Raw genomic sequence first — 22,474 nt, 5'->3', positions numbered from 1 at the left:
CCTTGCGCAGCAAGGGGAGCGTGGGGGCCATTTTTCATGGGCGCTCGCTCATCGGCGTCGTCCAGGTCAGCCCGGGGCCTGAGCCTGCGGGCAGTCCACCTGGATCAGTTCCCGGTCTGCCAGGTGATCGCCGAAACGCATCATGCTCAGGCATCCGCCCCAGACGCAGCCGGTGTCCAGCGCCACCAGATCGGGCCGGTCGATGTGGCCCAGCGTGGACCAGTGGCCAAACGCAATTGTTGCGCTCGCCGTGGCGCGGCCCGGCACATCGAACCAGGGCATGAGGCCGGGTGCCGCCTGCTCGGCCGACTCGGTGCTGTCGAAATCCATGACACCCTGTGCGGTGCAAAAGCGCAGCCGGGTCAAGGCGTTGACGATCACGCGAAGGCGCTCCCATCCCAGCAGGTCGGGTGACCAGCGATCGGGCTGGTTGCCGTACATGGCCTGCAAGAAATCGGGCAACTGCTTGCTGCACAGTACCGCATGCACCTCGCCCGCCAGCGCCATCACGTCCTGGCTGCTCCACTGCGGCAGCACGCCGGCATGCACCATCAGCAGTTCCTCGCCATGCGCCGTGCGGTGGCTGCGCGCCAGCGGCTGGTGGCGCAGCCAGTCCAGCAGCTGATCGCGATCGGGCGCATCCAGCACCCGGGCCAGCGTGTCGCGCCGGCTGCTGCGTCGCACGCCCTGGGCGGCGGCCAGCAGGTGCAGGTCGTGGTTGCCCAGCAGGGCGCGCATGGAATCGCCAGCGGCCATGCAGGTGCGCAGCACCTTGTCCGATTCCGGACCGCGGTTCACGAGGTCGCCCAGGATGTACAAGGTATCGCGGCTGGCGGAAAAATCCACGCGGCGCAGCAGGCGCTCAAAGGCGTCGTGGCATCCCTGGATATCGCCGATACAGTAAAGTGCCATGGTCTTCTTTCTGATATACGAACCATGGATTTTCTGCTGATCGCGTTGCTTACGCTGCTCAATGGGGTGTTTGCAATGTCCGAATTGGCACTGGCCTCCAGCCGCAAGGCTCGGTTGGTGGCACTGGCTGAAACAGGCGACAAGGGTGCGGTGGCGGCACTGGCCTTGCTCGAAAACCCCACGCAATTTCTTTCTTCGGTGCAGGTGGGCATCACCTCCATCGGCCTGCTCAACGGCATTTTGGGAGAGGCGGCCTTCAGTGACGGGCTGGCCGCATGGCTGCTGGGCCTGGGCGTTCCGGAACGCGCGGCCAGCATTTCTGCCACGGCGCTGGTCGTGACCGTGATCACCTTCGTCACCATCGTCTTCGGAGAGCTGGTGCCAAAGCGCATAGGCCAGCTTTATCCCGAAACCGTGGCCACGGTGGTTTCCCGGCCCATGACCTGGGTGGCTTCGGCCGCCAAGCCCTTTGTGCGGCTGCTGGCCTTTTCCACGCGCGCCATGCTGACCCTGCTGCGCATCAATGAATCCGCAGCGCGCTCCGTGACCGAAGAGGAAATCGTGGCAAGCCTCGCCGAAGGGCGGGATGCCGGAGTGATCGAGGCCAACGAGCACCAGATGGTGCAAAACGTCTTTCACCTCGATGACCGCTCACTGACGTCGATCATGGTCCCGCGCGGCGACGTGCAATGGCTGGACGCCGACATGACCGTCACCGAGGCATTGCAGGCCTCGGCCGACGACCATTCGAAGGGCGGGCATTCCTGGTACCCGGTGTGCCGCAATTCGCTGGATGACGTGGTCGGCATCATCAGCGTGGCGCGCCTGCTGGCATTGGGCCCGGATGCCGCGGGCACCACGCTTTACGAACATGTGCTGCCGGCATCTTTCCTGCCCGAGACGCTCAGCGCCATGGAGTTGCTGGAGCAATTGCGTGCCCGGTCCGGGCGCATGGTGTTTGTGGTGGATGAATATGGCGTGGTGCAGGGCATCATGACACCCCGGGATTTGCTAGAGGCGATTACCGGCGAGTTACAGCCTGTGACCGAGGCAGAGGCCTGGGCCATGCAGCGTGAGGATGGCTCCTGGCTATTGGATGGCCTGATGCCCATATCGGAGCTGAAGGCGCGCCTCGATATTCGGGATCTGCCCGATGAGCACCGCGGTCGATACAACACCGTGGCGGGCCTTCTCATGGCAGAAAGCGGCCATTTGCCCATTCTGGGGGAACGCGTCAGCTGTGCGGGCTGGATCTTCGAGGTCATCGATCTCGATGGCAAACGCATTGACAAGGTGCTGGCCATATCGGATTTATCCGAGAACTATTCTTCGCAATAGGCAGCGGCGATATTGTGGGTTTTGCTTACATGCATGTTGCGTCATGGGGCGATTATGTTTTTATAATGAAAGCTCTTAAACTACTTTCAAGGCGCATACCATGAGCTCTTACAAGGAACTGCTGAAGCAGCGACAGGAACTGGAGCAACAGATCCAGGAAGCACGCAAGCGCGAGCTTGCCGACGCCGTGGGACAGGTTCGCAACTTGATTGCCGAATACGGACTGACTGCCGATGATGTGTTTCCTGCAACTCGTGGTCGTACCGCTGGCACAAGCGGCGCCAAAGTGGCTCCCAAGTACCGCGATCCCGCAACCGGCCAAACCTGGACCGGACGTGGCAAGCCGCCAAAGTGGATTCAGAATCAGGACCGTGAGAAATTTGTCATCTGATTTTCCCGTCGCGCATGAAAGAGCCCGCCCTGTGCGGGCTTTTTTCATTGGCACAGCCATTTGTCCAAAGATTGTCTCAGGTGAGAATCGCTATCATCTTCGGCGTCAAGTGTGCAACCGTGCATGGACATTTCCAGAGCGGCGATGCAAAGGCGGATTCTTGGCCGTGCCGCACCGGTGATGGCGGGGCGATGTCCTTTATGGCAGTTGGTGCATGTCGAGATGCCTGTTTTGGGGATCTTGATGCGTCTCAATGCCCCCGGGGGATGCGCGCATGCCTCAGAAAATTCCGAGCATTTTGTTGATTTTCTTCAGCGGTGTCCGACTTGAATAATCAGGCCCCGGCCACCATGGGGGGGCCGCAGAGGCACAATACGCACATGAACAAGCAGGTGTTGATTGCCGGCGGCGGCATTGGTGGCCTGGCCGCCGCCATCGGTGCGTCGCGGGCGGGTTGGGAAGTGCGTCTTTTCGAGCAGGCGGCCGCGCTCAGTGAAGTGGGCGCCGGAATCCAGATCGGTCCGAATGTCGTGCGGCGGCTTCAGGCCTGGGGCCTGCAAAAACCGCTGCAGCAGGTGGTGGCACTGCCGGGCAGCCTGCGCGTGCGCAGCGCAGTCACCGGGCAGGAATTGGCGCATATGCCCTTGGGCAGCGAGTCCGTGCAACGCTATGGCGCGGCCTACGCCACCATCCACCGGGCCGATCTGCAGCAATTGCTGCAGGAAGCTGCTCAGACTTATCCGGGCATGCACCTGAACCTGGGCCAGCCCATCGAGGGCTTTTCCGAGACCGACGGCGTGGTCACCGTGCGAACCCGGGCCGGCAAGCTGATCGAAGGCGATGCCCTGGTCGCCGCCGATGGCGTGCGCAGCGTTCTGCGCCAGCAGTTGCTGGGCGACGGCCCGCCGCGTGTCACCGGACACCTGGCCTACCGCGCCCTGGTGCACCAGGCCCAGTTGCCCAAGCGCCTGCGGGCCACCGATGTCACGGCCTGGCTGGGCTCGCGCATGCATGCCATTCAGTACCCCGTGCGCCGCGGGGAGCTGCAGAACCTGGTGATCATCATCCAGGGCCCGGCACCTGAGGATCTGGCGAACTGGGACCACGCGGGCAATCTCGATGATCTGGTGCGGGTGCTGCAGGGCAGTTGCCCCCAGCTGCTGGACCTGGTGCAGCATGTGCCTGCAGCCGGCGGTGACTGGCGGCTGTGGCCGGTGGGGGATCGTCCCCCCGTGCAATCGGCCGCGCAGATGGCGCGCGGCGTGGTGGCGCTGCTGGGCGATGCCGCCCACCCCATGCGCCCCTATCTGGCCCAGGGCGCCGGCATGGCGATTGAAGATGCAGCGGAGCTGCAGCGCGCCCTGTCCATGCATGACCTGGACGTCAACATGCGCCTGCGCCGCTATGCGCTCAATCGCTGGCAGCGCAATGCGCGCGTGCAGGCACGCTCGCAGCGCAATGGCCGCATCTTCCATGCCACGGGTCCGGTGCGCTGGGGGCGTGACCTGTCGCTGCGCCTGCTGGGCTCACGGCTGATGGATCTGCCCTGGCTGTACCGTGGCGACGGCTCGGCCGCCAACGCCTTGTAGAGACAGAGACTGCGGCCGCTAGGCGGCGGATGCCTGGCGCAGCAGTGGTGAGGATGGCAGGAAACGGAACGCGGTCGACGCACCGACGAGGGTGGCGGCAATCGAGATCATCACCGCCTTGTAGGGCTCCACGCCCCAGGCTTCGGCCCAGGCGGCGACCCAGCCCGTGAACCACTGCACCAGGGCCACGCCCAGGAACATGGCCATGGTGAACAGCGACAGCGCGCGGCCGGTCAGCTCGGGCGGGTAGGAGGCCCGCACATCGGCGTACTGCAGCACGGAGTAGCCGGACAGCAGGCCCATGGCGAATATCAGCGCCACATTGGCCCAGGCGTGGTGCAGGAAGGCCATGACCATGAACAGGCTGCCCATGAGCAGGGAGTAGTTGTTGAGCCAGCGCCGGCGCCGGCCCGCACCGGGGTCCATGCGGCCGAAAATCGCGGGGCTGAACAGCGAGATCATCGAGACCACCAGGGCCACATTGCCGCTTTCCACCAGCGAGAAGCCGTAGCGGTGTATGAGCAGCGGCCCCAGCCACAGGCCGCGCAGCGCCAGAAACGACGCATAGCAGGCCATGGCCAGCAGGACGATGCCCAGCGTGTGCGGCAGCGTGAACAGCTCGGCCAGGCGGCGCGCCGCCACGCCCCAGCTTTCCTTGGGACCGGCCTGCGCGCCGGTGCGTACAGGCTCATGTACGCGCCACCAGATCAGCAGCCATGAAGCGGCCGCCATCACGGCCAGCAGGGCAAAGCCCGAACGCCAGCCGTAGTGCTGGACCAGCCAGGCCAGCGGCGTGCCCGTGAACAGCAGCCCCAGTCCGCCCACGCCCATGCCCACGCCTGACAGGAAGGCGAAGCGATCGATGGGGAAGTGGCGCGAGATGAACATGGTGCAGGCCAGGAAGGCGGGCGAGCAGCCCACGCCGATCAGCAACTGGCCCACCATCAGCCAGCCGTAGTTGGGTGCGGCGGCGGACAGTGCCGACCCCGCGATCGCCAGCGGAAACGACAGCAGCACCGTGCGCCGCAGGCCGTAGAGGTCCATTCCAATGCCCATCAGCAGCTGGGCCACGCCGAAGGACAGGCCGAACAGACCGGCGAAGGCGCCCAGCGACTGCGCCGTGAGCCCGAAATCCTGCTGAAGACCCGTGGCCATGACCGAGGTGATGGTGCGAAAGGCCTGGCTCAGCGCAAAGGCCGAGAGCAGGGACAGCAGCATGGCCCACAGCAGCTGGCTGCGCGGCGGCGGTGCTGCGGGGGAGGTCTGCGAAGCCTCTGTGTGTGTGTTGTTGTGTGGGGGCTGTTGTGGCGCTGCGGACACGGTATTTCTCCTGGCGCCGCAGCTTACCCGTTTGCGCGCATGCGCGCTGTCGCCACCGCAGCGGTCTGCCGTCGGTGGCGCCCGCCAGTCCTTACAGCTCGGTGCGCAGCGCCCAGATCTCGGGGAACAGCACCACGTCCAGCATCTTGCGCAGATAGCTGACGCCGCCCGTGCCGCCCGTTCCCCGCTTGAAGCCGATGACGCGCTCCACCGTGGTCAGGTGGCGGAAGCGCCACAGGCGGAAGGCGTCCTCGATGTCGGCCAGCTTTTCGCCGAGTTGATACAGGTCCCAGTGCTTGTGGGGATCGCGGTAGACGGTGATCCAGGCCTGCTTGACGCCCTCGCTGGCCTCATAGGGCTGGGTCCAGTCGCGCTCCAGCCGGTCGGCGGGCACGTCGATGCCCTCGCGCGCCAGCAGCTGCAGGGACACGTCGTAGAGCGAGGGCGAGCGCCATGCCGTCTCCACCTGGGCCAGCAGGTCGGGCCGGTGGGCATGGGGCTGGAGCATGGCGGCGTTCTTGTTGCCCAGCGAGAACTCGATGCAGCGGTACTGGTAGCTCTGGAAGCCGCTGGAGTTGGCCAGGTAGGGACGCATGGCCGTGTACTCGGGCGGGGTCATGGTGGACAGCACGGTCCAGGCGCTGACCAGTTGCTCCATGATGCGGCTCACGCGGGCCAGCATCTTGAAGGCGTCGGCACGCGTGCCGCCTGCGATGGCGGCCGTGGCGGCGCGGACCTCGTGCAGCATCAGCTTCATCCACAGCTCGCTGGTCTGGTGCTGGATGATGAACAGCATCTCGTCATGCGCGGGCGACAGCGGATGCTGTGCCGTGAGGATCTGGTCCAGGTGCAGGTAGTCGCCATAGCTCATGGACTGGCTGAAGTCCAGCTGGGCGCGCTCCTCTTTGACGATGGATTCGGTGCGGCCGGGGCTGTTCATGGGACAGCCGGAGTGTTCGGTGGTCATGTGGGAGTCTCGCAAGTCTCGACGCGGAAAATGCAGGGCGCAGCGTAACCGAATCCCGCGCTGAAATCCTGCGGCTTGCAAGAAGCGGGATGCGCGGGCGCACCGGGCTGCGTAGAGTAGGGCATCCGATGACTCCGAAAGACGCGCCGTGTCCAACAAAGCCATGAATCCATCCAGCGATGCCTGCGCCCACCCAGCGGCCCTGGTGGCCCGATGCTGCCGTTGGCTGGAAACCGAGGAGCCTCCCCCGGCCCTGGGATCGCTGGCCGAGCGCTCCGGGCTGAGCCCCTGGCAGCTGCACCGCCTGTTCAAGCAGGCCACGGGCCTCACGCCCAAGGCCTACGCCAAGGCCCACCGGGCCCGCGCGCTGCGCGCGGCGCTGCAGCCGGGCCAGAGCGACTCGGTCACCGATGCGGCCTACTCCAGCGGCTATGCGGCCAGCAGCAGTTTCTACCGCGACGCAGGCGCCATGCTGGGCATGGCGCCCGGCGACTACCGGCGCGGCGGCATGCGCCAGACCATCCGCTTTGCCGTGGCCGAATGCACGCTGGGCAGCATCCTCGTGGCCTGCACCGAGCGCGGCGTGTGCTGCGTGCTGCTGGGCGACGACGCCGAGGCCCTGGTGCAGGACCTGCAGCAGCGCTTTCCGCTGGCCGAGCTGGTGGGTGGCGATGCGGGCTTCGAGCACACCGTGGCCCAGGTCGTGGCCCTGGTCGAGCAGCCGCGCCGCGGCCTGGCGCTGCCGCTGGATGTGCAGGGCACGGTCTTCCAGCAGCGCGTGTGGCAGGCGCTGTGCGCCATTCCGGCCGGCCAGACCCTGAGCTATTCCGAACTGGCCCTGCGCCTGGGCATGCCCACGGGCGCCCGCGCCGTGGCCAGCGCCGTCGCTGCCAACCCGATTGCCGTGGCCGTGCCCTGCCACCGCGTGGTGCGCAACGACGGCAGCATCTCCGGCTACCGCTGGGGCGTGGAGCGCAAGCGTGCCCTGCTGCTGCGCGAGGCGCGCCAGGCGCAGGAGGCCGCTGTCCCGGAGACAGGGCGGGAGAGCGGCCGAGCCCCGCTGCGCCAGGCCGGCAAGGCATGATCGGGCGGCGCACCGGTCACAGCCATGGCGCAGAGCAGCAACTGACGCTGCCGGCCGGCTACCGCATGACCGAGTTCTGGGGTTTCCACCGGCGCGATTCCCAGCGCCTGTCCGAATGCGATCTGCAGGACGGCGCCACCATCCGCATGCACAAGGGCCTGATGTGGAAAGGCCTTCCCACGCTGCTGACCCTGGAATTGACGCAGCAGTGCGAAGGGGCGGCCGTGGTGCAGGCCCGCTGGCGCCTACCCGCCGAGGCAGGCGCAATCACCGGTATGGACGACGTGCTGGCCGCCATGCTGCGGCGCATGTTCGGTCTGTCCCAGGATGTGGGCGAATTCGAGCGCCGTTTTGGCCGCCATGCGCGGCTGGGGCCGCTGCTGGCGCGCCAGCGTGGCCTGCATGTACCCGCGGCCTGCACGCCCTGGGAGGCGCTGAGCTGGGCCGTCACCGGACAGCAGATCAGCGTGGCTGCAGCCGTGTCGCTGCGCCGCCGCCTGATCGCCGCAGCCGGCCAGCCGGTGGCGCTGCACGATGGCCATGCCGACGCGCCGCAGCAGCTGTGGTGCATGCCGGAGGCCGCCCAGCTGGCGCAGCTGGGCGAGGAGGATTTGCGCGCTGCCGGCTTTTCGCGGAGCAAGACGCACACGCTGCGTCTGCTGGCCCAGGCCGTGCAGTCGGGTGAATTGCCGCTGGACGACTGGGCGGCCCTGCCTGAACTGCCGGTGGCCGAGATCCGCGAGCGGCTGCTGGCCCTCAAGGGCATAGGCCCGTGGACCGTGAACTACATGCTGCTGCGCGGCTATGGCCACCTGGACGGCCCATTGCACGGCGATGTGGCCGTGCGCCGGGCCCTGGCCCTGCTGCTGAAGACGGACGCCATGGATGCGGCGCAGACCGAGTTGTGGCTGCGGGACTTCGCGCCCTGGCGCGCCCTGGTCGCCGCCCATCTCTGGGCCTCGCTGTCGTCCACGGCGTTCTGAGCGCCGGGCTTCAGGCTTTCAGGTCACCGCATTGACGCGGTTGAACTCCGGCTTGCGCCATTCGCCCGATTCCAGCACCTGGCGCAGGTGCTCCACGGCATGCCAGACATCTTCGAATCCCACGTACAGCGGCGTGAAGCCGAAGCGCAGGATGTCCTTGTGCAGGCCCGTGCCGTCGCCCTTGCGGAAGTCGCCGATCACGCCGCGCGCGATCAGTGCCTGCACGATGGCATAGGCGCCGCTGTCCTTGCCGTCCACGCCCAGCCCCTCCTCGCGCGTGAGGCAGACCTGGGAGCCGCGCCGGCCGTGCTCGCGCGGCGTGGCCAGGCCCAGGCCGTGGCCCTGGCAGCGTTCCTCGACCAGGGCGATGAACAGGTCGGTCAGCGCCAGCGACTTGTTGCGCAGCGCGTCCATGCCGCCCAGCGGCTCCACGGCCGTGAACACATCCAGGCCGCACTGCAGCACGCTCAGGCTGACCATGGGCTGGGTGCCGCACAGGTAGCGCTGTATGCCCTGGGCCGGGTGGTAGTCGGGCACGAACTTGAAGGGCTCGGCATGGCCGAACCAGCCCGACAGCGGCTGCCAGAAGCGGTTGATCAGGCGCGGATGGGCCCAGACAAAGGCCGGCGCACCGGGGCCGCCGTTGAGGTACTTGTAGCTGCAGCCAATGGCGAAGTCGGCATTGGCGCCCTTGAGATCGACAGGCACGGCGCCTGCGCTGTGGCACAGGTCCCAGATACAGAGAATGCCCTTGCCCTGCGCGGCAGCCGTCACGGCAGCCATGTCGTGCATGGCGCCCGTGCGGTAGTTGACATGGGTGAGCATGCAGATGGCGACCTCGTCGGTCAACGCACCGCCAATCTCCTCGGGTTCGAGCAGCACCAGCTCCAGCCCGTATTCCTGGCAGACCGACTGGGCGATGTAGAGGTCGGTGGGGAAGTTGCTGCGCTCGCTGATCAGGCGCTTGCGCTGCGGCGCGTCCTCGCGCGCGATGCGGGCCGCCGCCGACAGCACCTTGTAGAGGTTGATGGAGGCGGTGTCGGTGAACACCAGCTCACCCGCGCCCACGCCCAGCCAGGGGGCGAACTGGTCGCCCAGGCGCTGGGGCAGGCTGATCCAGCCCGCATCGTTCCACGAGCGGATCAGGCCCTGCGCCCATTCCTGCTGCACCACCTCGGCCACGCGCGCGGCGGCGGCGCGGGGGCTGGCGCCCAGCGAATTGCCGTCAAGGTAGATCACGCCTTCGGGCAGCGTGAATTGGTCGCGCAGGGCGCGCAGCGGGTCTTGCGCATCGAGGGTGAGGCAGTCTTGCAGGCTCGTCACGGGGTCTCCTTGGGTATCGAAAAGGCGAAAAGGCGAAAAGCGCGGGCAGGGCCGGCGCCGCAATGCGGGCAGGGATCAGGCCAGGGCGCGCAGCACGGCGCGCACGGGCGAGGCATCGGCCTCGACCAGCTTGAGCGGCAGGGCGATGAGCTCGTAGTCGCCCTCGGCCACCTCGTCCAGCACCAGGTTCTCCAGCACGCGCAGGCCGCGCCGGCGGATCACCTGGTGGCTGTCCAGGCTCTTGCTGCTGGCCGGGTCGATGCTGGCGGTGTCAATGCCGATGAGCCTGACGCCCAGGTCGGCCAGACGCTCGACCGTGGCCGGCGCATAGGCGGCCAGTTCCTGGTCCCAGGTGGTGGGGGCGCGCTCGTAGGTGCGCACCAGCACGCGTGGCGGCAGGCTGCCGGTCACCGCGTGGGCAATGTGTTCCCACTCGATCAGCCCACCCTTGCCGATGGCGTGGATCACGCGGCAGGGGCCGAGGAAGGCGTCCAGGTCCACGTGGCCGATGCTGGCGCCGTCCGCGTCATAGTGCAGCGGCGCATCGGCATGCGCGCCCACATGGGGCGACAGCGTGATGGCGCTGACATTGACAGGGCAGCCGGGCCCGATGGTGGCGCACCATTGCTGGCTGTAGGGCGTGTCGCCGGGAAAGACGGCACTGGCGGCCTGGATGGCGGGAGAGATGTCCCAGAGCCTGCGTGTCATGGCTTCATTCCTTGGGGGATGTGCGGGCTGCTTGCGCGCGGGGCCGGTACCACAGCATGTAGACCAGGGCCAGCAGGCCCAGGAAGGGCAGGCCCGTGAGCAGCGTCATGTGGAAGACCTCGGTGAAATAGGTGGTGACGATCACGCCCAGCATCAGCGCGGCGCCGGCCAGCGTGAACAGCGGAAAGCCCCACATGCGGAACTGCAGGCGCTGGCCCGGATGCTCGCGCGACCAGCGCGCGCGGAAGAACAGATGGGTCACGAAGATCATGAACCAGGTGAACATGGCGCCGAACATGGACACGGACATCATCCACAGCAGCGAGCCCTCGGGCTTCCACAGGTTCACGGCCACGGCCACGGCAATGCCCAGGCAGGAGATGGCAATGGCCGCCACGGGCACGCCACGGCTGTTCAGCCGACCGAACACCGAGGGCGCATAGCCGCCGCGCGACAGGCTGAACATCATGCGCGAGGTCACATACAGCTGGCTGTTCATGGCCGACAGCGCGGCCACCAGCACCACGAAGTTGATGATGCTGGCAGCGCCCGGGATGCCGATGATCTCCATCACCTTCACGAAGGGGCTCTTGTCCGTGCCGGCCTGCTGCCAGGGCACGATGGCCAGCATCAGCGCGATCGTGGCCAGGTAGAAGATCACCAGGCGTGCCATGGTGGTGCGAAAGGCCCGGGTGATGGCGCGCCTGGGGTCCTCGGCCTCGCCGGCCGCCACGGCCACGGCCTCCAGGCTCAGGTAGCTGAAGATGGCGATGATCACGGCCACCCAGGTGCCCCACAGGCCCTTGGGGAAGAAGCCGCCATCGGCCGTGTAGTTGAAAAAGCCGATGCCCTGGGGCTGCGAGCCGAACACCACCCAGGCGCCGATCAGGATGAAGGCCACGATGGCGATGATCTTGACCATGGAAAAGCCGTACTCCACCTGGCCGAAGGCCTTGACGCTGCTGGCGTTGACGGCCACCAGCGCGCCCGAGAACACCAGCACCCAGATCCAGCGCGGCACGTCCGGGAACCAGTAGCCCATGTAGATGCCTATGGCCGTCACCTCCATGCCCACGGCCAGCACCACGGCGGCCCAGTAGGCATAGCGGACCATGAAGCCGGCCAGCGGGCTGATGTAGTGCTCGGCATAGGCGCCGAACGAGCCCGAGGTCGGGTGGGCCACCGTCATCTCGGCCAGGCAGCCCATGAGCAGCAGCGAGATCAGCGCGCCGATGGCATAGCTGACCAGCACGCTGGGGCCGGCGAAGCCGATGGCGAAGGCGCTGCCCATGAACAGGCCGGTGCCGATGGCGCCGCCAATGGCGATCATCACCATCTGGGCGGCGGACAGCTGCTGGCGCAGGCCGGTTTCTCGTTGCTGAATGTCTTGGAAGGCGGCCATGGTGCGCGGCAGGTGGGGGCTGAAAGCGGAAGGCGTAAGTATCTGCGCTTTCACCGCCGGCCCCGGGCTGGCCGCAGCAAAACCATGGGAGGGTCCGGCCCAGGCGCGGCCGGCCCAGGCGCGGCCGGCTCAGGCGCCGCGTGCGTAGCAGCCCGGCGTCAGCGCATGGTGGGCCTTGAAGGCGCGCTGCAGGTGCGCCTGATCGGCAAAGCCCATGGCATAGGCCGCCTCGGATAGTGGCGCGCCCGTGGCCAGCAGGCGGCGCGCGCCGTTGATGCGCAGGTTCAGGCGGTAGCTGCCGGGCGTCATGCCCGTGGCCGCCTTGAAGCGGCGGATGAAGCGCGTGGCGCTCATGCCGCATTCCTGGGCCAGCGATTGCACGGTAAGGCCCGCATCGGGTCCCGCGTGCAGGCGCTGCAACGCGGGGGCCAGGGCCGCCGCATCGCCGGGCAGGGGCAAGGCTGCGGGCTGGGCACAGCGGTCCAGCAGGTGCTCCAGGCCCAGGGCCAGGCGGTCGGCGGCCGCCGTGCCATCGACGGGGCGGCACAGGCCATCCACGAGGCGAGTCATATCCGCATCCGTGAGCGTGCGACGGGGAAAGCGCAGCGCAGCCACGGCCAGCCGTGCATGCAGCCAGTCGGCATCGATGAACAGCATGCGGTAGGACCACGGCGCGCCCGGCTCGGGATTGCAGGCATGCCAGGCGCCGGGCTCGATCAGCACCACGCCGCCAGTCTCCACGGGCTGCGGGCCGTGGGCATGGTGGAACATGGTGCGGCCGGCGTCCACGATGCCGATCGAGTACTCGGCATGCATGTGCAGCCGGAAGCAGTGCGCCGAGCGCGCACTGTCGCGCAGCTCGGCCCAGGGGGCGGCCGGGTGGCGGTGGATGCGGTGGGGAGAGGTCGAGGTCATGGCATCTGCAATGGCTGGCGGCCATCATGCCAGCATGGCGGCCACGCTGGCGACCAGCAGCAGGGCCAGCAGGCGGTGGAACAGCCGCTGGCGCTGCGCGGTGTGCAGCCAGCCCGAAAGCAGCTGCCCCAGCAGCGCCCAGCTGCCGACCCCCACCAGGCAGGCCAGCAGCGAAATGGCGCAAAACTGCAGCAGCGCCCACGGGGCATTCGCGTGGGGCAGCACGAACAGGCCCACGCCGGCCAGCGCCACCAGCCAGGCCTTGGGGTTGAGCGTCTGCACGGCCGTGCCCTGCAACAGCGCTTGCAGCAGGGCCTGCAGCGGGCGCTGCGATCCGGCCTGCTGCTGCGCACCGGCCTGGCCCACAGGCGCGTTGGCCAGCCGCCAGGCCAGCCACAGCAGATAGGCGGCGCACAGCCACTGTGCGGCCGTGGACAGCTGCGGCAGCGTCTGCAGCAGCCACTGTGCTCCCTGGCCCATGACCCAGACCACGGCCGCATAGCTGGCGCTGGCGCCCAGCACATAGGCGCCAGAGACCAGGCGCGAGCGGGCTGCGCCGTGGCGCAGGGCCAGCACATTGACGGGGCCGGGCGTGATGGCGCCGACGAGGGTGAAGACGCCCATGGCGAGCAGCGAGGAGGACATGAGATTTCGCGCGGACGCAGGACTGCACAAGGCCCGCAGTCTCCCCCCGCACGCCGCCCCTGTATTGAACGCAATTGCGGGGCGCCGGCATGTCCGTCACATCCTCTAGGGGAGCATGGCGTAGGCCACGATCTCCAGCTTCATGCCCGGCACCACCAGCGCCGAAATCCCCATGCTGGAGCGGTTGGGATAGGGCGCCTCGAAGAACTCGCGGTACACGGCGTCGATGGCCGGCATGTCGGCCACGTCGGTCATGTAGATCAGCACCTGGGTCACATGCGCCAGCGTGCCGCCTGCGGCCTGCAGCGCGTTGCGCAGGTTGGTGAAGGTCAGGCGCGCCTGCTGTTCGATGGGGCCGGTGTCGATGCTGCCGTCGGGCCGCACGGGGCCGTGGGCCGTGAACAGCATCTGGCCGCTGGCCTTGACGGCCCAGGAGAAGGGCTGCTTGAGCGGCGGCAGTCCCACGTCGATGATTTGCTTCATGGATTTCCTTGTGTTTTCCTTGTGTCTTGACCACATGCGAAGGCATGGTGTTCTTGCGTCGGAAACTTGGCGCGGCCCATCGGCGGACGCCGAGCAAGGGCCGTCCCGCAGCGATGGTGTCGTCCCGCGCCCGCGCAGCGAGAGCGGGGGAAGCGGCAAAGCCGCTCAGGGGTCACAGTTTCGTTCTTACGGACCAGATTTCGGGGAACAGCACCACGTCCAGCATCTTGCGCAGGTAGCTGACGCCGCCCGTGCCGCCGGTGCCGCGCTTGAAGCCGATGACGCGCTCGACCGTGGTCACATGGCGGAAGCGCCACAGGCGGAAGGCGTCCTCGATGTCGGCCAGCTTTTCGCCGAGCTGGTACAGGTCCCAGTGCGACTGCGGGTCGCGGTAGACCTGCGCCCAGGCGGCCTCCACCTCGGGGCTGGCCGTGTAGGGCCGGGTCCAGTCGCGCTCCAGGTGCCCGGCCGGAATGGCCAGGCCCTGGCGCGCCAGCAGGCGCAGGGCCTCGTCGTACAGGGAAGGTGCGCGCCATGCGGCATCCACCCGGGCCAGCAGGTCGGGCCGGTGGGCATGGGGCTGGAGCATGGCGGCGTTCTTGTTGCCCAGCGCGAACTCGATGCAGCGGTACTGGTAGCTCTGGAAGCCGCTGGAGCTGGCGAGATACGGGCGCATGGCCGTGTACTCGGTGGGCGTCATGGTGGCCAGCACCGACCAGGCGCCCACCAGCTGCTCCATGATGCGGCTCACGCGGGCCAGCATCTTGAAGGCATCGGCGTGACGGTCGGTCGCCACGGCGGCCGTGGCCGCGCCCAGCTCGTGCAGCATGAGCTTCATCCACAGCTCGCTGGTCTGGTGCTGGATGATGAACAGCAACTCGTCATGCGTGGGCGACAGCAGTTGCTGTGCGCCGAGGATGGCGTCCAGCTGCAGGTAGTCGCCATAGCTCATGGACTGGCTGAAATCCAGCTGCGCCCTTTCCTCGGCGACGATGCGCTCGGTCAGGCCGCCATGGACGGGGCAGCCGCTCATTGCGGCGACTCCAGCACCCGGGCGATGGCGTCGGCCACGTACTGCACGTTGGCGCCGGACAGGCCCGACATGCACATGCGGCCGGAGCGGATCAGGTACACGCCGTGCTCGTCGCGCAGGCGGTGGACCTGGGGCTCGCTGATGCCGGTGTAGCTGAACATGCCGCGCTGGGTCAGCAGGAAGCCGAAGTCGCGCCGCTCGCCAAAGCGTTCATGCAGCGCGCCGTGCAGCTGGGCGCGCATGTCCTTGATGCGGCCGCGCATCTGCGCCAGCTCCTGCGCCCATCGGGCGCTCAGTTCGGGCGACGCCAGCACCTGCTGCACCAGGCGCGCGCCACGGGTGGGGGGCGAGGAATAGTTGCTGCGCACCGTGGCCTTGAGCTGGCCCAGCACATTGCCGGCCGTGGCCGCATCGTTGCAGACCACGCTGAGGCCGCCCACGCGTTCGCCATACAGCGAGAAGTTCTTGGAAAACGAATTGGCCACAAAGGCCTGGGCGCCCGCATCGGCCAGCGCGCGCACGGACCAGGCGTCTTCATCGAGGCCGTCGCCAAAGCCCTGGTAGGCCATGTCCACGAAGGGGATCAGGCCGCGCTCCACGATCACCGGGATGAGTTGCTGCCACTGCTCGCGCGACAGGTCCACGCCCGTGGGGTTGTGGCAGCTGGCATGCAGCAGCACCACGCTGCCCGAGGGCAGTTCGCGCAGTGTCTGCAGCATGGCGTCGAAGCGCAGGCTGCCCGTGGCCGCGTCGTAGTAGGGGTAGCTGTGGGTGCGCAGGCCCGCGCCCTGGAAGATGGCCAGGTGGTTGTCCCAGGTGGGATCGCTGAGCCAGACCTCGGCGTCGGGGAAATAGTGCTTGATGAAGTCCGCGCCCAGCTTGAGCGCGCCCGAGCCGCCCAGGGTCTGCACGGTGGCGATGCGCTGCGCGCGCACGGCCTCGTGCTCAGCGCCGAACACCAGGTTCTGCACCAGCTGGCGATAGGGGGCGATGCCTTCGATGGGCAGGTAGCCGCTGGGGCTTTGCTCGCGGGCCAGGGCATCGCCAGCCTGGCGCACGGAGTCCAGCACAGGCAGGCGGCCAGCCTCGTCGAAATACAGGCCGATGCTCAGGCTGACCTTGTCGGCGCGCGGGTCCTGCTGAAAGGCTTCCATCAGCGACAGGATGGGATCTCCGGGGTAGGGCGGGACGTGGCTGAACATCGAGGCGCGGGCGGTATCGAGGGGGGCAAGAGTCGTCATGTTTCTAAGGGAGGGAGAAAAACGGGAGCCGGATGTCACCGGGCCTGGGTTGGGGCAATGGCTTGAGGTGCGGTTGCGGTCTGTCCGGCCGGCCTGCGGTACCAGATGGCGTAGATGGCGCCCAGCAGCAGCAGGAAGGGCAGGCCGGTGAGCACGGTCAGGCGGAACACGTCGGTGAACAGCGTGGACACCAGGGCAGCCAGCATCAGAGCCGCGCCCAGCAGCGTCAGCACCGGGAAGCCCCACATGCGAAAGGCCAGCGGCTTGTTGCCCTGGCGCACCCAGTGGATGCGGAAGAACAGGTGGGTCACGAAAATCATGAACCAGGTGAACATGGCGCCGAACATGGCCACGGCCATCATCAGCATGAAGGACTGCTCGGGATTGATGATGTTGAACAGCGTGGCCACGGCAATGCCCAGGCAGGACAGCAGCAGCGCCGGCAGAGGTACGCCGCGCGAGTTCACGCGGCCCAGCACGGCGGGCGCATGGCCGGCGCGCGAGAGGCTGAACATCATGCGGGTGGTGATGTACAGCTGGCTGTTCATGGCCGACAGGGCCGCCACCAGCACCACGAAATTGACCACGCTGGCCGCGCCGGGCAGGCCGATGATCTCCATCACCTTGACGAAGGGGCTGCCGTCCTTGCCGGCGGCCGACCACGGCACGATGGCCAGCATCAGCGCGATCGTGGCCAGGTAGAACACCACCAGGCGCACCATGGTGGAACGGAAGGCGCTGGTGACGGCGCGCTGCGGGTCCTTGGCCTCGCCGGCGGCCACGGCGATCATCTCTATGCTCAGGTAGCTGAAGATGGCGATGATCACTCCCACCCAGGTGCCCCACAGGCCGTTGGGGAAGAAGCCGCCGTTGTTGACGTAGTTGGCAAAGCCCACGCCGGCCGGACGGGTGCCGAACACCACCCAGGCGCCCACCACGATGAAGGCCACGATGGCGATGATCTTGATCATGGAGAAGCTGTACTCCACGGCGCCGAAGGCCTTGACGCTCATCATGTTCACGCCGATCAGCGCGCCCGAGAAGATCACCACCCAGGCCCAGCGCGGCACCTCGGGGAACCAGTAGCCCATGTACAGGCCCACGGCCGTCACCTCGGTGCCCACGGCCAGCACCACGCAGGCCCAGTAGGCATAGCGCACCACGAAGCCGGCCCAGGGGGCGATGTAGTGCTCGGCATAGGCGCCGAACGAGCCCGAGGTCGGGTGGGCCACCGTCATCTCGGCCAGGCAGCCCATGAGCAGCAGCGAGATCAGCGCGCCGATGGCATAGCTGATCAGCACGCTGGGCCCGGCGAAGCCGATGGCAAAGCCGCTGCCCAGGAACAGGCCGGTGCCGACGGCACCGCCGATGGCGATCATGGTCATCTGTCCTGCGGACAGCTGCTGTTGGAGTCCGGCTTCGCGCTGGACGATGTCTTCGAAGGCTGGCATGGGTTGTTGTCTCCGTTGCTGTGGGGGGCTTCGGAGGCGGATGCTAGTTACGGCCTTCGCAGGGCGTTTAGTAGTTATCCCTAAATGCGCTTGATCTTGGATAAGTTATTCTGTGAAACATGAATTCATAGGTGGTTTATGTCAATCGAGATCGACAGAACGGACCGGCTGCTGATCCGCGCCTTGCAGGACAACGCGCGGCTGACCTCGGGCGAATTGGCGCAACGCGTGCACTTGTCGCAATCGCCGTCGTGGCGGCGCATCAAGCGGCTGGAGGATGAGGGCGTGATCACCGGCTACCACGCCGCGCTGAGCCGGCGCGCAATCGGCTTTGGCGTGCTGGCCTTCGTGATGGTGGGCATAGACCACCAGAACGAGGAGTCCTCGCGCCACTTCCAGGAAGCGGTCTGCGCCATTCCCGAGGTCGTGATGTTCCACGGCATCTCGGGGCCGGAGGACTTCCTGCTGGTCGTCGTGGCGCGCGATCTCGATGCCTATTCGGACCTGCTGCTCACCCGCCTGCACCGGCTGCCCGGCGTGCGCCAGGTGCACACGCATTTCTCGCTGCAGGAGTTCAAGGGGCAGTTGGCGGGGCTGCCCGTGGAATAACGGCTGGTGGTGGCGGCTGTTGGCGGCCGGCAGCGCCTGGCTGGTTGCTACAGCAGGCCGCTGTCCAGCGCCTGCATGCCATGGCGCACACGCACGCGGTTGCAGGCATCGCTGCCGGCCGCAAATTCGCGGCAAGGCGAGGGCCGCCACTCGTAGATGCCGCAATGGGCCTTCTCGCCCACCTTGCCCACCAGTGCTGCGCAGCGCGGGCGCGACCAGTCCGTGCCGCGCATGCGGCAGGTGTGGTCGGTGACTTCCTCGATCAGCCCGGCCGGCACGCGGCCGCCATGCTCCTGCGACTCGTGCACGGAAAAGTCCACGCGGAACGACGCGCAGCAGGCGCCGCAGCTCAGGCAGGGGTGGGTCATGGCGTGGGCAAGCAGGTGCAGGTGCGGATCGTGGGAGCGCGATTGTCGCGCGCACGCGTGCGAGGCGCCTGGAACCGGCCAAAAACCATGACGGCCATTTGGCAAGACCCTGTCCCTTACTCCGATACCATGCGCGGGCTTCCCGCCGGGATTCGATCAAAATCAAAATGAGAATAAAAATCAGTTGATACAACACGCCATGCATTCGATGAATCCCGGGACGGACGCCACGGCTCCGTCTGCGCTGCCCGCGCCTCCCCATTCCCCCAGCCTGGCCACCGCTGCGGCCATCACCCTGGATGCGCTGCCGCGCCAGGTTCCGGCGCGCGTGGTCGAGCTCCATGCGGCGTGTGACACGGCCGAGCAGGAACTGCTGCTGCGTCTCATGGAAATCGGTTTCCTGCCGGGCGAGCCCGTTCGAATCCTGGCCGCAGGCTTTCCGGGCGACGACCCGCTGGCCGTGCGCGTGGGCCAGGCCACGTTCGCACTGCGCCGCCATGAGGCGGCCCTGGTGCGCGTGGCGCCGGAGGCGGTGGCATGAGCGCGTCGTCCTCTCCCAAGCTCATCCAGCCGCTGCAGCCTGCCCAGGGTGGTGGCGGCAGCGGTGATTCCGCACTGCGCCTGGCCTTGCTGGGCAATCCCAACTGCGGCAAGACGGCGCTGTTCAACCTGCTGACCGGCGCACGCCAGAAGGTGGCCAACTACGCGGGCGTGACCGTGGAGCGCAAGGAAGGCTGGCTGAGCACGGCCAGCGGCCGGCGTGTGCGCGTGCTGGACCTGCCGGGCACCTACAGCCTGCACGCCCACAGCGAGGACGAACGCATCACGCGCGACATCGTCTCGGGCCGCCACGCGCGCGAGGCGCCTCCCGAACTGCTGGTCTGCGTCACCGACGCCACCCACCTGCGCCTGAACCTGCGCCTGGTGCTGGAAGCCCAGCGCCTGGGCCTGCCCATGCTGCTGGTGCTCAACATGAGCGACATGGCCAGGCGCCAGGGCATCGATATCGACCGCGAGGCGCTTTCACGCGCCCTGGGCATGCCCGTGCTGTCCACCGTGGGCGTGCGCCAGGACGGCGCGCGCGAACTGCTGCAATGGCTGGACGGCCCCGAGGCACGTGTCCTGGTCGCGCCACAGCTGCAGGCCCCGGCCCGCCCGGGCGATGCGCGCGAGCAGGTGCTGGCGCTGCACCAGCAGGTGGCCCGCATCATGGCCGACTGCGTCAAGGAGCCCGTGGTGGACACCCGGCGCGATGACCGCATCGACGCCGTGGTGCTGCACCCGCTGTGGGGCATGCTGCTGCTGGCGGCCACGCTGTTCCTGATGTTCCAGGCCGTGTTCAGCTGGGCGCAGCCGCTGATGGATGGCATCGAGGGCGGCGTCTCGGCCGTCTCGGCCCTGGTCAACGAGCACATGCCCGAAGGCGCGCTGCGCAGCCTGCTGGCCGACGGCGTGATCGCGGGCACGGGTGCCGTGCTGGTCTTCCTGCCGCAGATCCTGATCCTGTTCCTGTTCATCCTTGCGCTGGAGGACTCGGGCTACCTGCCGCGTGCCGCCTTCATGCTGGACCGCATCATGGGCAAGGTCGGCCTGTCGGGCCGCTCCTTCATTCCGCTGCTGTCCAGCTTCGCCTGCGCCGTGCCCGGCATCATGGCCACGCGCTCCATCACCAGCTGGCGCGACCGCCTGGTGACCATCATGATCGCGCCGCTGATGACCTGCTCGGCGCGCCTGCCGGTCTATGCGCTGCTGATCAGCGCCTTCATCCCCGAGCGCACGGTGGGCGGCATCTTCAACCTGCAGGGCCTGGTGCTGTTCGCGCTGTACGTGGCCGGCATCGTCAGCGCCATGGCCGTGGCCGGCGTGGCCAAGTTGGCCGGCCGCAGCGCCGGACCCACGCCGCTGCTGATGGAGCTGCCCTCCTACCGCTGGCCCAGCCCGCGCAGCCTGGCCCTGGGCCTGTACGAGCGCGCCATGATCTTCCTGCGCCGCGTGGGCGGCATCATCCTGACCGTGAGCATCGTGCTGTGGTTCCTGGCCAGCTACCCGGCGCCGCCCGATGGCGTCACCGAGGCGGCCATCCGCTACAGCTTTGCGGGCCGCATCGGCGGCTGGCTGGAGGTGGTGCTGGCGCCGATCGGCTTCAACTGGCAGATAGCCATTGCATTGGTGCCCGGCATGGCCGCACGCGAGGTGGCCGTCAGCGCCATGGGCACGGTCTATGCCCTGTCCGCCGCCAGCGACGAGGCCATGGCCGAGCAACTGGGCCCGCTGATCGCCCACACCTGGTCTATGGCCACGGCGCTGTCGCTGCTGGCCTGGTTCGTCTTCGCGCCCCAGTGCATCTCCACGCTGGCGGCCGTGCGGCGCGAGACCAACGGCTGGCGCTATCCGCTGCTGATGACCGGCTATCTGTTCGCGCTGGCCTACCTGGCCAGCTTCATCACCTACCGTGTGGCCGTCGCGTTGGGCGCAGGCTGAAAGGAGCACGTACCATGTGGCAGAACATCATCGTGGGACTGATCGTGGCCCTGGCCGGCATGTCTCTGGTCTGGCGCTATCTGCCCGCGCGCTGGCGCCAGAAGGCCGGGCAGATGCATCCGGCACTGGCGCCCAAGGATGGGGGCGGCTGTGGCGGCTGCAGCGCCTGCGGCGGGGACAGCTGCGCACCGGACAAGCGGGGGCCGTAAGGCCACGGCCCGAACTTCCGCCAGGAAAAAAAGAATGCCTGCAGGCGCAAAGCCTGCAGGCATTCTTTTTTGAGCGGACTGCGCTATCAGTTCGGCTGGCGGCCCAGCAGCAGGTACTCCATGAGTGCCTTTTGCACGTGCATCCGATTCTCGGCCTCATCCCAGACCACGGACTGCGGCCCGTCGATGACCTCGGCCTCCACTTCCTCGCCGCGGTGGGCGGGCAGGCAGTGCATGAACAGGGCATCGCCACGTGCGGCGGCCATCATCTCGGCGTCCACGCACCAGTCGGCAAAGGCCTTCTTGCGGGCTTCGTTCTCGGCCTCGTAGCCCATGCTGGTCCACACGTCGGTGGTCACCAGGTCGGCGCCCTTGCAGGCGTCCAGCGGGTCCTTGAAGACCTTGTAGCAGCCCTCGCGCGGGGTCTTGCCGCCAAAGGCCAGCTTCTCGTCCACCTCGTAGCCGCCCGGCGTGCTGACGTGGACGGTGAAGCCCAGCAGGTCGGCCGCCTGCAGCCAGGTGTTGGCCATGTTGTTGCCGTCGCCGACCCAGGCGACGGTCTTGCCCTGTATCGAGCCGCGGTGCTCGATGAAGGTGAAGATGTCGGCCAGGATCTGGCAGGGGTGGAACTCGTTGGTCAGGCCGTTGATGACGGGCACGCGCGAGTATTCGGCAAAACGCGCGATCTTGTCCTGGCCATAGGTGCGGATCATCACCAGGTCGGTCATGCGGCTGATGACGCGTGCGCTGTCCTCGATGGGCTCGGCGCGGCCCAGCTGGCTGTCGCCCGTGGTCAGGTGGACCACCGAGCCGCCGAGCTGGTACATGCCCGCCTCGAAGCTCACGCGGGTGCGCGTGCTGGCCTTCTCGAAGATCATGGCCAGCGTGCGGTCGCTGAGCGTGTGGTGCTTTTCGTAGCCCTTGAACTTCTTCTTGATCAGGGCCGCGCGTTCGAGCACATAGGCGTACTCGTCGGCCGTGAAGTCGGAAAACTGCAGATAGTGCTTGATGGCAGTCATAGG

General features: G+C 67.5%; 23 protein-coding genes. 9 read left to right on the top strand and 14 right to left on the bottom strand.

The features are described 5' to 3' along the window. Nucleotides 1-66 precede the first annotated feature (66 nt). Nucleotides 67-912 (bottom strand): symmetrical bis(5'-nucleosyl)-tetraphosphatase, encoded by an 846-nt coding sequence (locus ACFPFG_RS09415; RefSeq protein WP_374618386.1) that lies wholly within the window; start codon nucleotides 910-912, stop codon nucleotides 67-69. A 24-nt stretch (nucleotides 913-936) separates the two neighbouring features. Between ACFPFG_RS09415 and ACFPFG_RS09410 the strand changes: the two genes are divergently transcribed. The 3 genes from ACFPFG_RS09410 (at nucleotide 937) to ACFPFG_RS09400 (ending at nucleotide 4,230) form a co-directional block, all read left to right on the top strand. Then, entirely contained in the window at nucleotides 937-2,250 is a 1,314-nt protein-coding gene (locus ACFPFG_RS09410) for a hemolysin family protein (protein WP_312379504.1), read from the top strand. A 100-nt stretch (nucleotides 2,251-2,350) separates the two neighbouring features. Further along, the gene (locus ACFPFG_RS09405) at nucleotides 2,351-2,641 is read left to right on the top strand and encodes an H-NS histone family protein (protein WP_183017675.1); all 291 of its coding nucleotides are present in this window, start codon (nucleotides 2,351-2,353) and stop codon (nucleotides 2,639-2,641) included. Nucleotides 2,642-3,021: 380 nt separating this feature from the next. After that, nucleotides 3,022-4,230: an FAD-dependent monooxygenase gene (locus ACFPFG_RS09400; protein ID WP_183017677.1), complete on the top strand. Its 1,209-nt coding sequence runs from the start codon at nucleotides 3,022-3,024 to the stop codon at nucleotides 4,228-4,230. 18 nt (nucleotides 4,231-4,248) lie between these two features. On the opposite strand, the gene ACFPFG_RS09395 is transcribed toward ACFPFG_RS09400, so the two are convergent. Together ACFPFG_RS09395 and kynA (ACFPFG_RS09390) are read right to left on the bottom strand one after the other, a co-directional pair. Beyond that, on the bottom strand, nucleotides 4,249-5,550 hold the full coding sequence (locus ACFPFG_RS09395) for an MFS transporter (protein ID WP_183017678.1): 1,302 nt from the start codon (nucleotides 5,548-5,550) through the stop codon (nucleotides 4,249-4,251). 91 nt (nucleotides 5,551-5,641) lie between these two features. Then, complete coding sequence (gene kynA, locus ACFPFG_RS09390) at nucleotides 5,642-6,517, bottom strand: tryptophan 2,3-dioxygenase (RefSeq protein ID WP_012204084.1); 876 nt, start codon at nucleotides 6,515-6,517, stop codon at nucleotides 5,642-5,644. Nucleotides 6,518-6,680: 163 nt separating this feature from the next. On the opposite strand from kynA (ACFPFG_RS09390), the gene ada reads away from it, so the two are divergent. Both ada and ACFPFG_RS09380 read left to right on the top strand, forming a co-directional pair. Further along, nucleotides 6,681-7,601, top strand: a complete 921-nt coding sequence (gene ada / locus ACFPFG_RS09385) for a bifunctional DNA-binding transcriptional regulator/O6-methylguanine-DNA methyltransferase Ada (protein ID WP_183017679.1) — start codon at nucleotides 6,681-6,683, stop codon at nucleotides 7,599-7,601. Beyond that, nucleotides 7,598-8,584, top strand: a complete 987-nt coding sequence (locus ACFPFG_RS09380; protein ID WP_312379506.1) for a DNA-3-methyladenine glycosylase family protein — start codon at nucleotides 7,598-7,600, stop codon at nucleotides 8,582-8,584. The genes ada and ACFPFG_RS09380 overlap by 4 nt, the downstream gene beginning before the upstream one ends. 18 nt (nucleotides 8,585-8,602) lie before the next feature. Here ACFPFG_RS09380 and kynU read toward each other — a convergent pair whose 3' ends face one another. The 9 genes from kynU to ACFPFG_RS09335 all read right to left on the bottom strand — a co-directional run bounded on the left by kynU (nucleotide 8,603) and on the right by ACFPFG_RS09335 (nucleotide 17,785). Continuing rightward, nucleotides 8,603-9,907 (bottom strand): kynureninase, encoded by a 1,305-nt coding sequence (gene kynU, locus ACFPFG_RS09375; protein ID WP_183017681.1) that lies wholly within the window; start codon nucleotides 9,905-9,907, stop codon nucleotides 8,603-8,605. Nucleotides 9,908-9,982: 75 nt separating this feature from the next. Next, complete coding sequence (gene kynB / locus ACFPFG_RS09370; protein ID WP_183017682.1) at nucleotides 9,983-10,615, bottom strand: arylformamidase; 633 nt, start codon at nucleotides 10,613-10,615, stop codon at nucleotides 9,983-9,985. A 4-nt stretch (nucleotides 10,616-10,619) separates the two neighbouring features. Beyond that, entirely contained in the window at nucleotides 10,620-12,017 is a 1,398-nt protein-coding gene (locus ACFPFG_RS09365) for an amino acid permease (RefSeq protein WP_183017683.1), read from the bottom strand. A gap of 129 nt (nucleotides 12,018-12,146) precedes the next feature. Beyond that, on the bottom strand, nucleotides 12,147-12,932 hold the full coding sequence (locus tag ACFPFG_RS09360) for a helix-turn-helix domain-containing protein (RefSeq protein WP_183017684.1): 786 nt from the start codon (nucleotides 12,930-12,932) through the stop codon (nucleotides 12,147-12,149). Nucleotides 12,933-12,956: 24 nt separating this feature from the next. After that, nucleotides 12,957-13,577: a LysE family translocator gene (locus tag ACFPFG_RS09355; protein WP_183017685.1), complete on the bottom strand. Its 621-nt coding sequence runs from the start codon at nucleotides 13,575-13,577 to the stop codon at nucleotides 12,957-12,959. 105 nt (nucleotides 13,578-13,682) lie between these two features. After that, nucleotides 13,683-14,060, bottom strand: a complete 378-nt coding sequence (locus ACFPFG_RS09350) for a RidA family protein (protein ID WP_013803668.1) — start codon at nucleotides 14,058-14,060, stop codon at nucleotides 13,683-13,685. A 172-nt stretch (nucleotides 14,061-14,232) separates the two neighbouring features. Beyond that, nucleotides 14,233-15,093: a tryptophan 2,3-dioxygenase gene (kynA, locus tag ACFPFG_RS09345; protein WP_197957086.1), complete on the bottom strand. Its 861-nt coding sequence runs from the start codon at nucleotides 15,091-15,093 to the stop codon at nucleotides 14,233-14,235. Further along, nucleotides 15,090-16,295 (bottom strand): amino acid aminotransferase, encoded by a 1,206-nt coding sequence (locus tag ACFPFG_RS09340; RefSeq protein ID WP_197957454.1) that lies wholly within the window; start codon nucleotides 16,293-16,295, stop codon nucleotides 15,090-15,092. The genes kynA (ACFPFG_RS09345) and ACFPFG_RS09340 overlap by 4 nt, the downstream gene beginning before the upstream one ends. Nucleotides 16,296-16,369: 74 nt before the next feature. Continuing rightward, nucleotides 16,370-17,785, bottom strand: coding sequence for an amino acid permease (locus ACFPFG_RS09335; RefSeq protein WP_312379509.1), 1,416 nt, complete (start codon nucleotides 17,783-17,785; stop codon nucleotides 16,370-16,372). 138 nt (nucleotides 17,786-17,923) lie between these two features. Between ACFPFG_RS09335 and ACFPFG_RS09330 the strand changes: the two genes are divergently transcribed. Next, nucleotides 17,924-18,394 carry an Lrp/AsnC family transcriptional regulator gene (locus ACFPFG_RS09330; RefSeq protein WP_012204096.1) on the top strand — a complete coding sequence of 157 codons (471 nt, stop codon included), beginning with the start codon at nucleotides 17,924-17,926 and terminating at the stop codon, nucleotides 18,392-18,394. Between the two features lie 47 nt (nucleotides 18,395-18,441). Here ACFPFG_RS09330 and ACFPFG_RS09325 read toward each other — a convergent pair whose 3' ends face one another. Beyond that, nucleotides 18,442-18,762, bottom strand: coding sequence for a YkgJ family cysteine cluster protein (locus tag ACFPFG_RS09325; protein ID WP_013803664.1), 321 nt, complete (start codon nucleotides 18,760-18,762; stop codon nucleotides 18,442-18,444). A 199-nt stretch (nucleotides 18,763-18,961) separates the two neighbouring features. On the opposite strand from ACFPFG_RS09325, the gene ACFPFG_RS09320 reads away from it, so the two are divergent. Genes ACFPFG_RS09320 through ACFPFG_RS09310 form a run of 3 tightly spaced genes read left to right on the top strand, consistent with a single transcriptional unit; the run spans nucleotide 18,962 to nucleotide 21,452 of the window. Beyond that, nucleotides 18,962-19,303, top strand: coding sequence for a FeoA family protein (locus ACFPFG_RS09320; protein WP_380106168.1), 342 nt, complete (start codon nucleotides 18,962-18,964; stop codon nucleotides 19,301-19,303). Then, nucleotides 19,300-21,243 carry a ferrous iron transporter B gene (feoB, locus tag ACFPFG_RS09315; protein WP_380106166.1) on the top strand — a complete coding sequence of 648 codons (1,944 nt, stop codon included), beginning with the start codon at nucleotides 19,300-19,302 and terminating at the stop codon, nucleotides 21,241-21,243. The genes ACFPFG_RS09320 and feoB overlap by 4 nt, the downstream gene beginning before the upstream one ends. Nucleotides 21,244-21,257: 14 nt before the next feature. Next, nucleotides 21,258-21,452 (top strand): hypothetical protein, encoded by a 195-nt coding sequence (locus tag ACFPFG_RS09310; RefSeq protein WP_034391191.1) that lies wholly within the window; start codon nucleotides 21,258-21,260, stop codon nucleotides 21,450-21,452. Nucleotides 21,453-21,538: 86 nt separating this feature from the next. Here the strand turns inward: ACFPFG_RS09310 and argF are convergent, their stop codons facing one another. Continuing rightward, nucleotides 21,539-22,471 (bottom strand): ornithine carbamoyltransferase, encoded by a 933-nt coding sequence (argF, locus tag ACFPFG_RS09305; RefSeq protein WP_183017691.1) that lies wholly within the window; start codon nucleotides 22,469-22,471, stop codon nucleotides 21,539-21,541. Nucleotides 22,472-22,474 lie beyond the last annotated feature (3 nt).

Source organism: Delftia deserti, assembly GCF_042653485.1.
Taxonomy (GTDB): Bacteria; Pseudomonadota; Gammaproteobacteria; order Burkholderiales; family Burkholderiaceae_C; genus Comamonas; species Comamonas acidovorans.
Note: the sequence above shows the minus strand (reverse complement) of the source record. Positions and strands in the feature narration are given on the sequence as shown.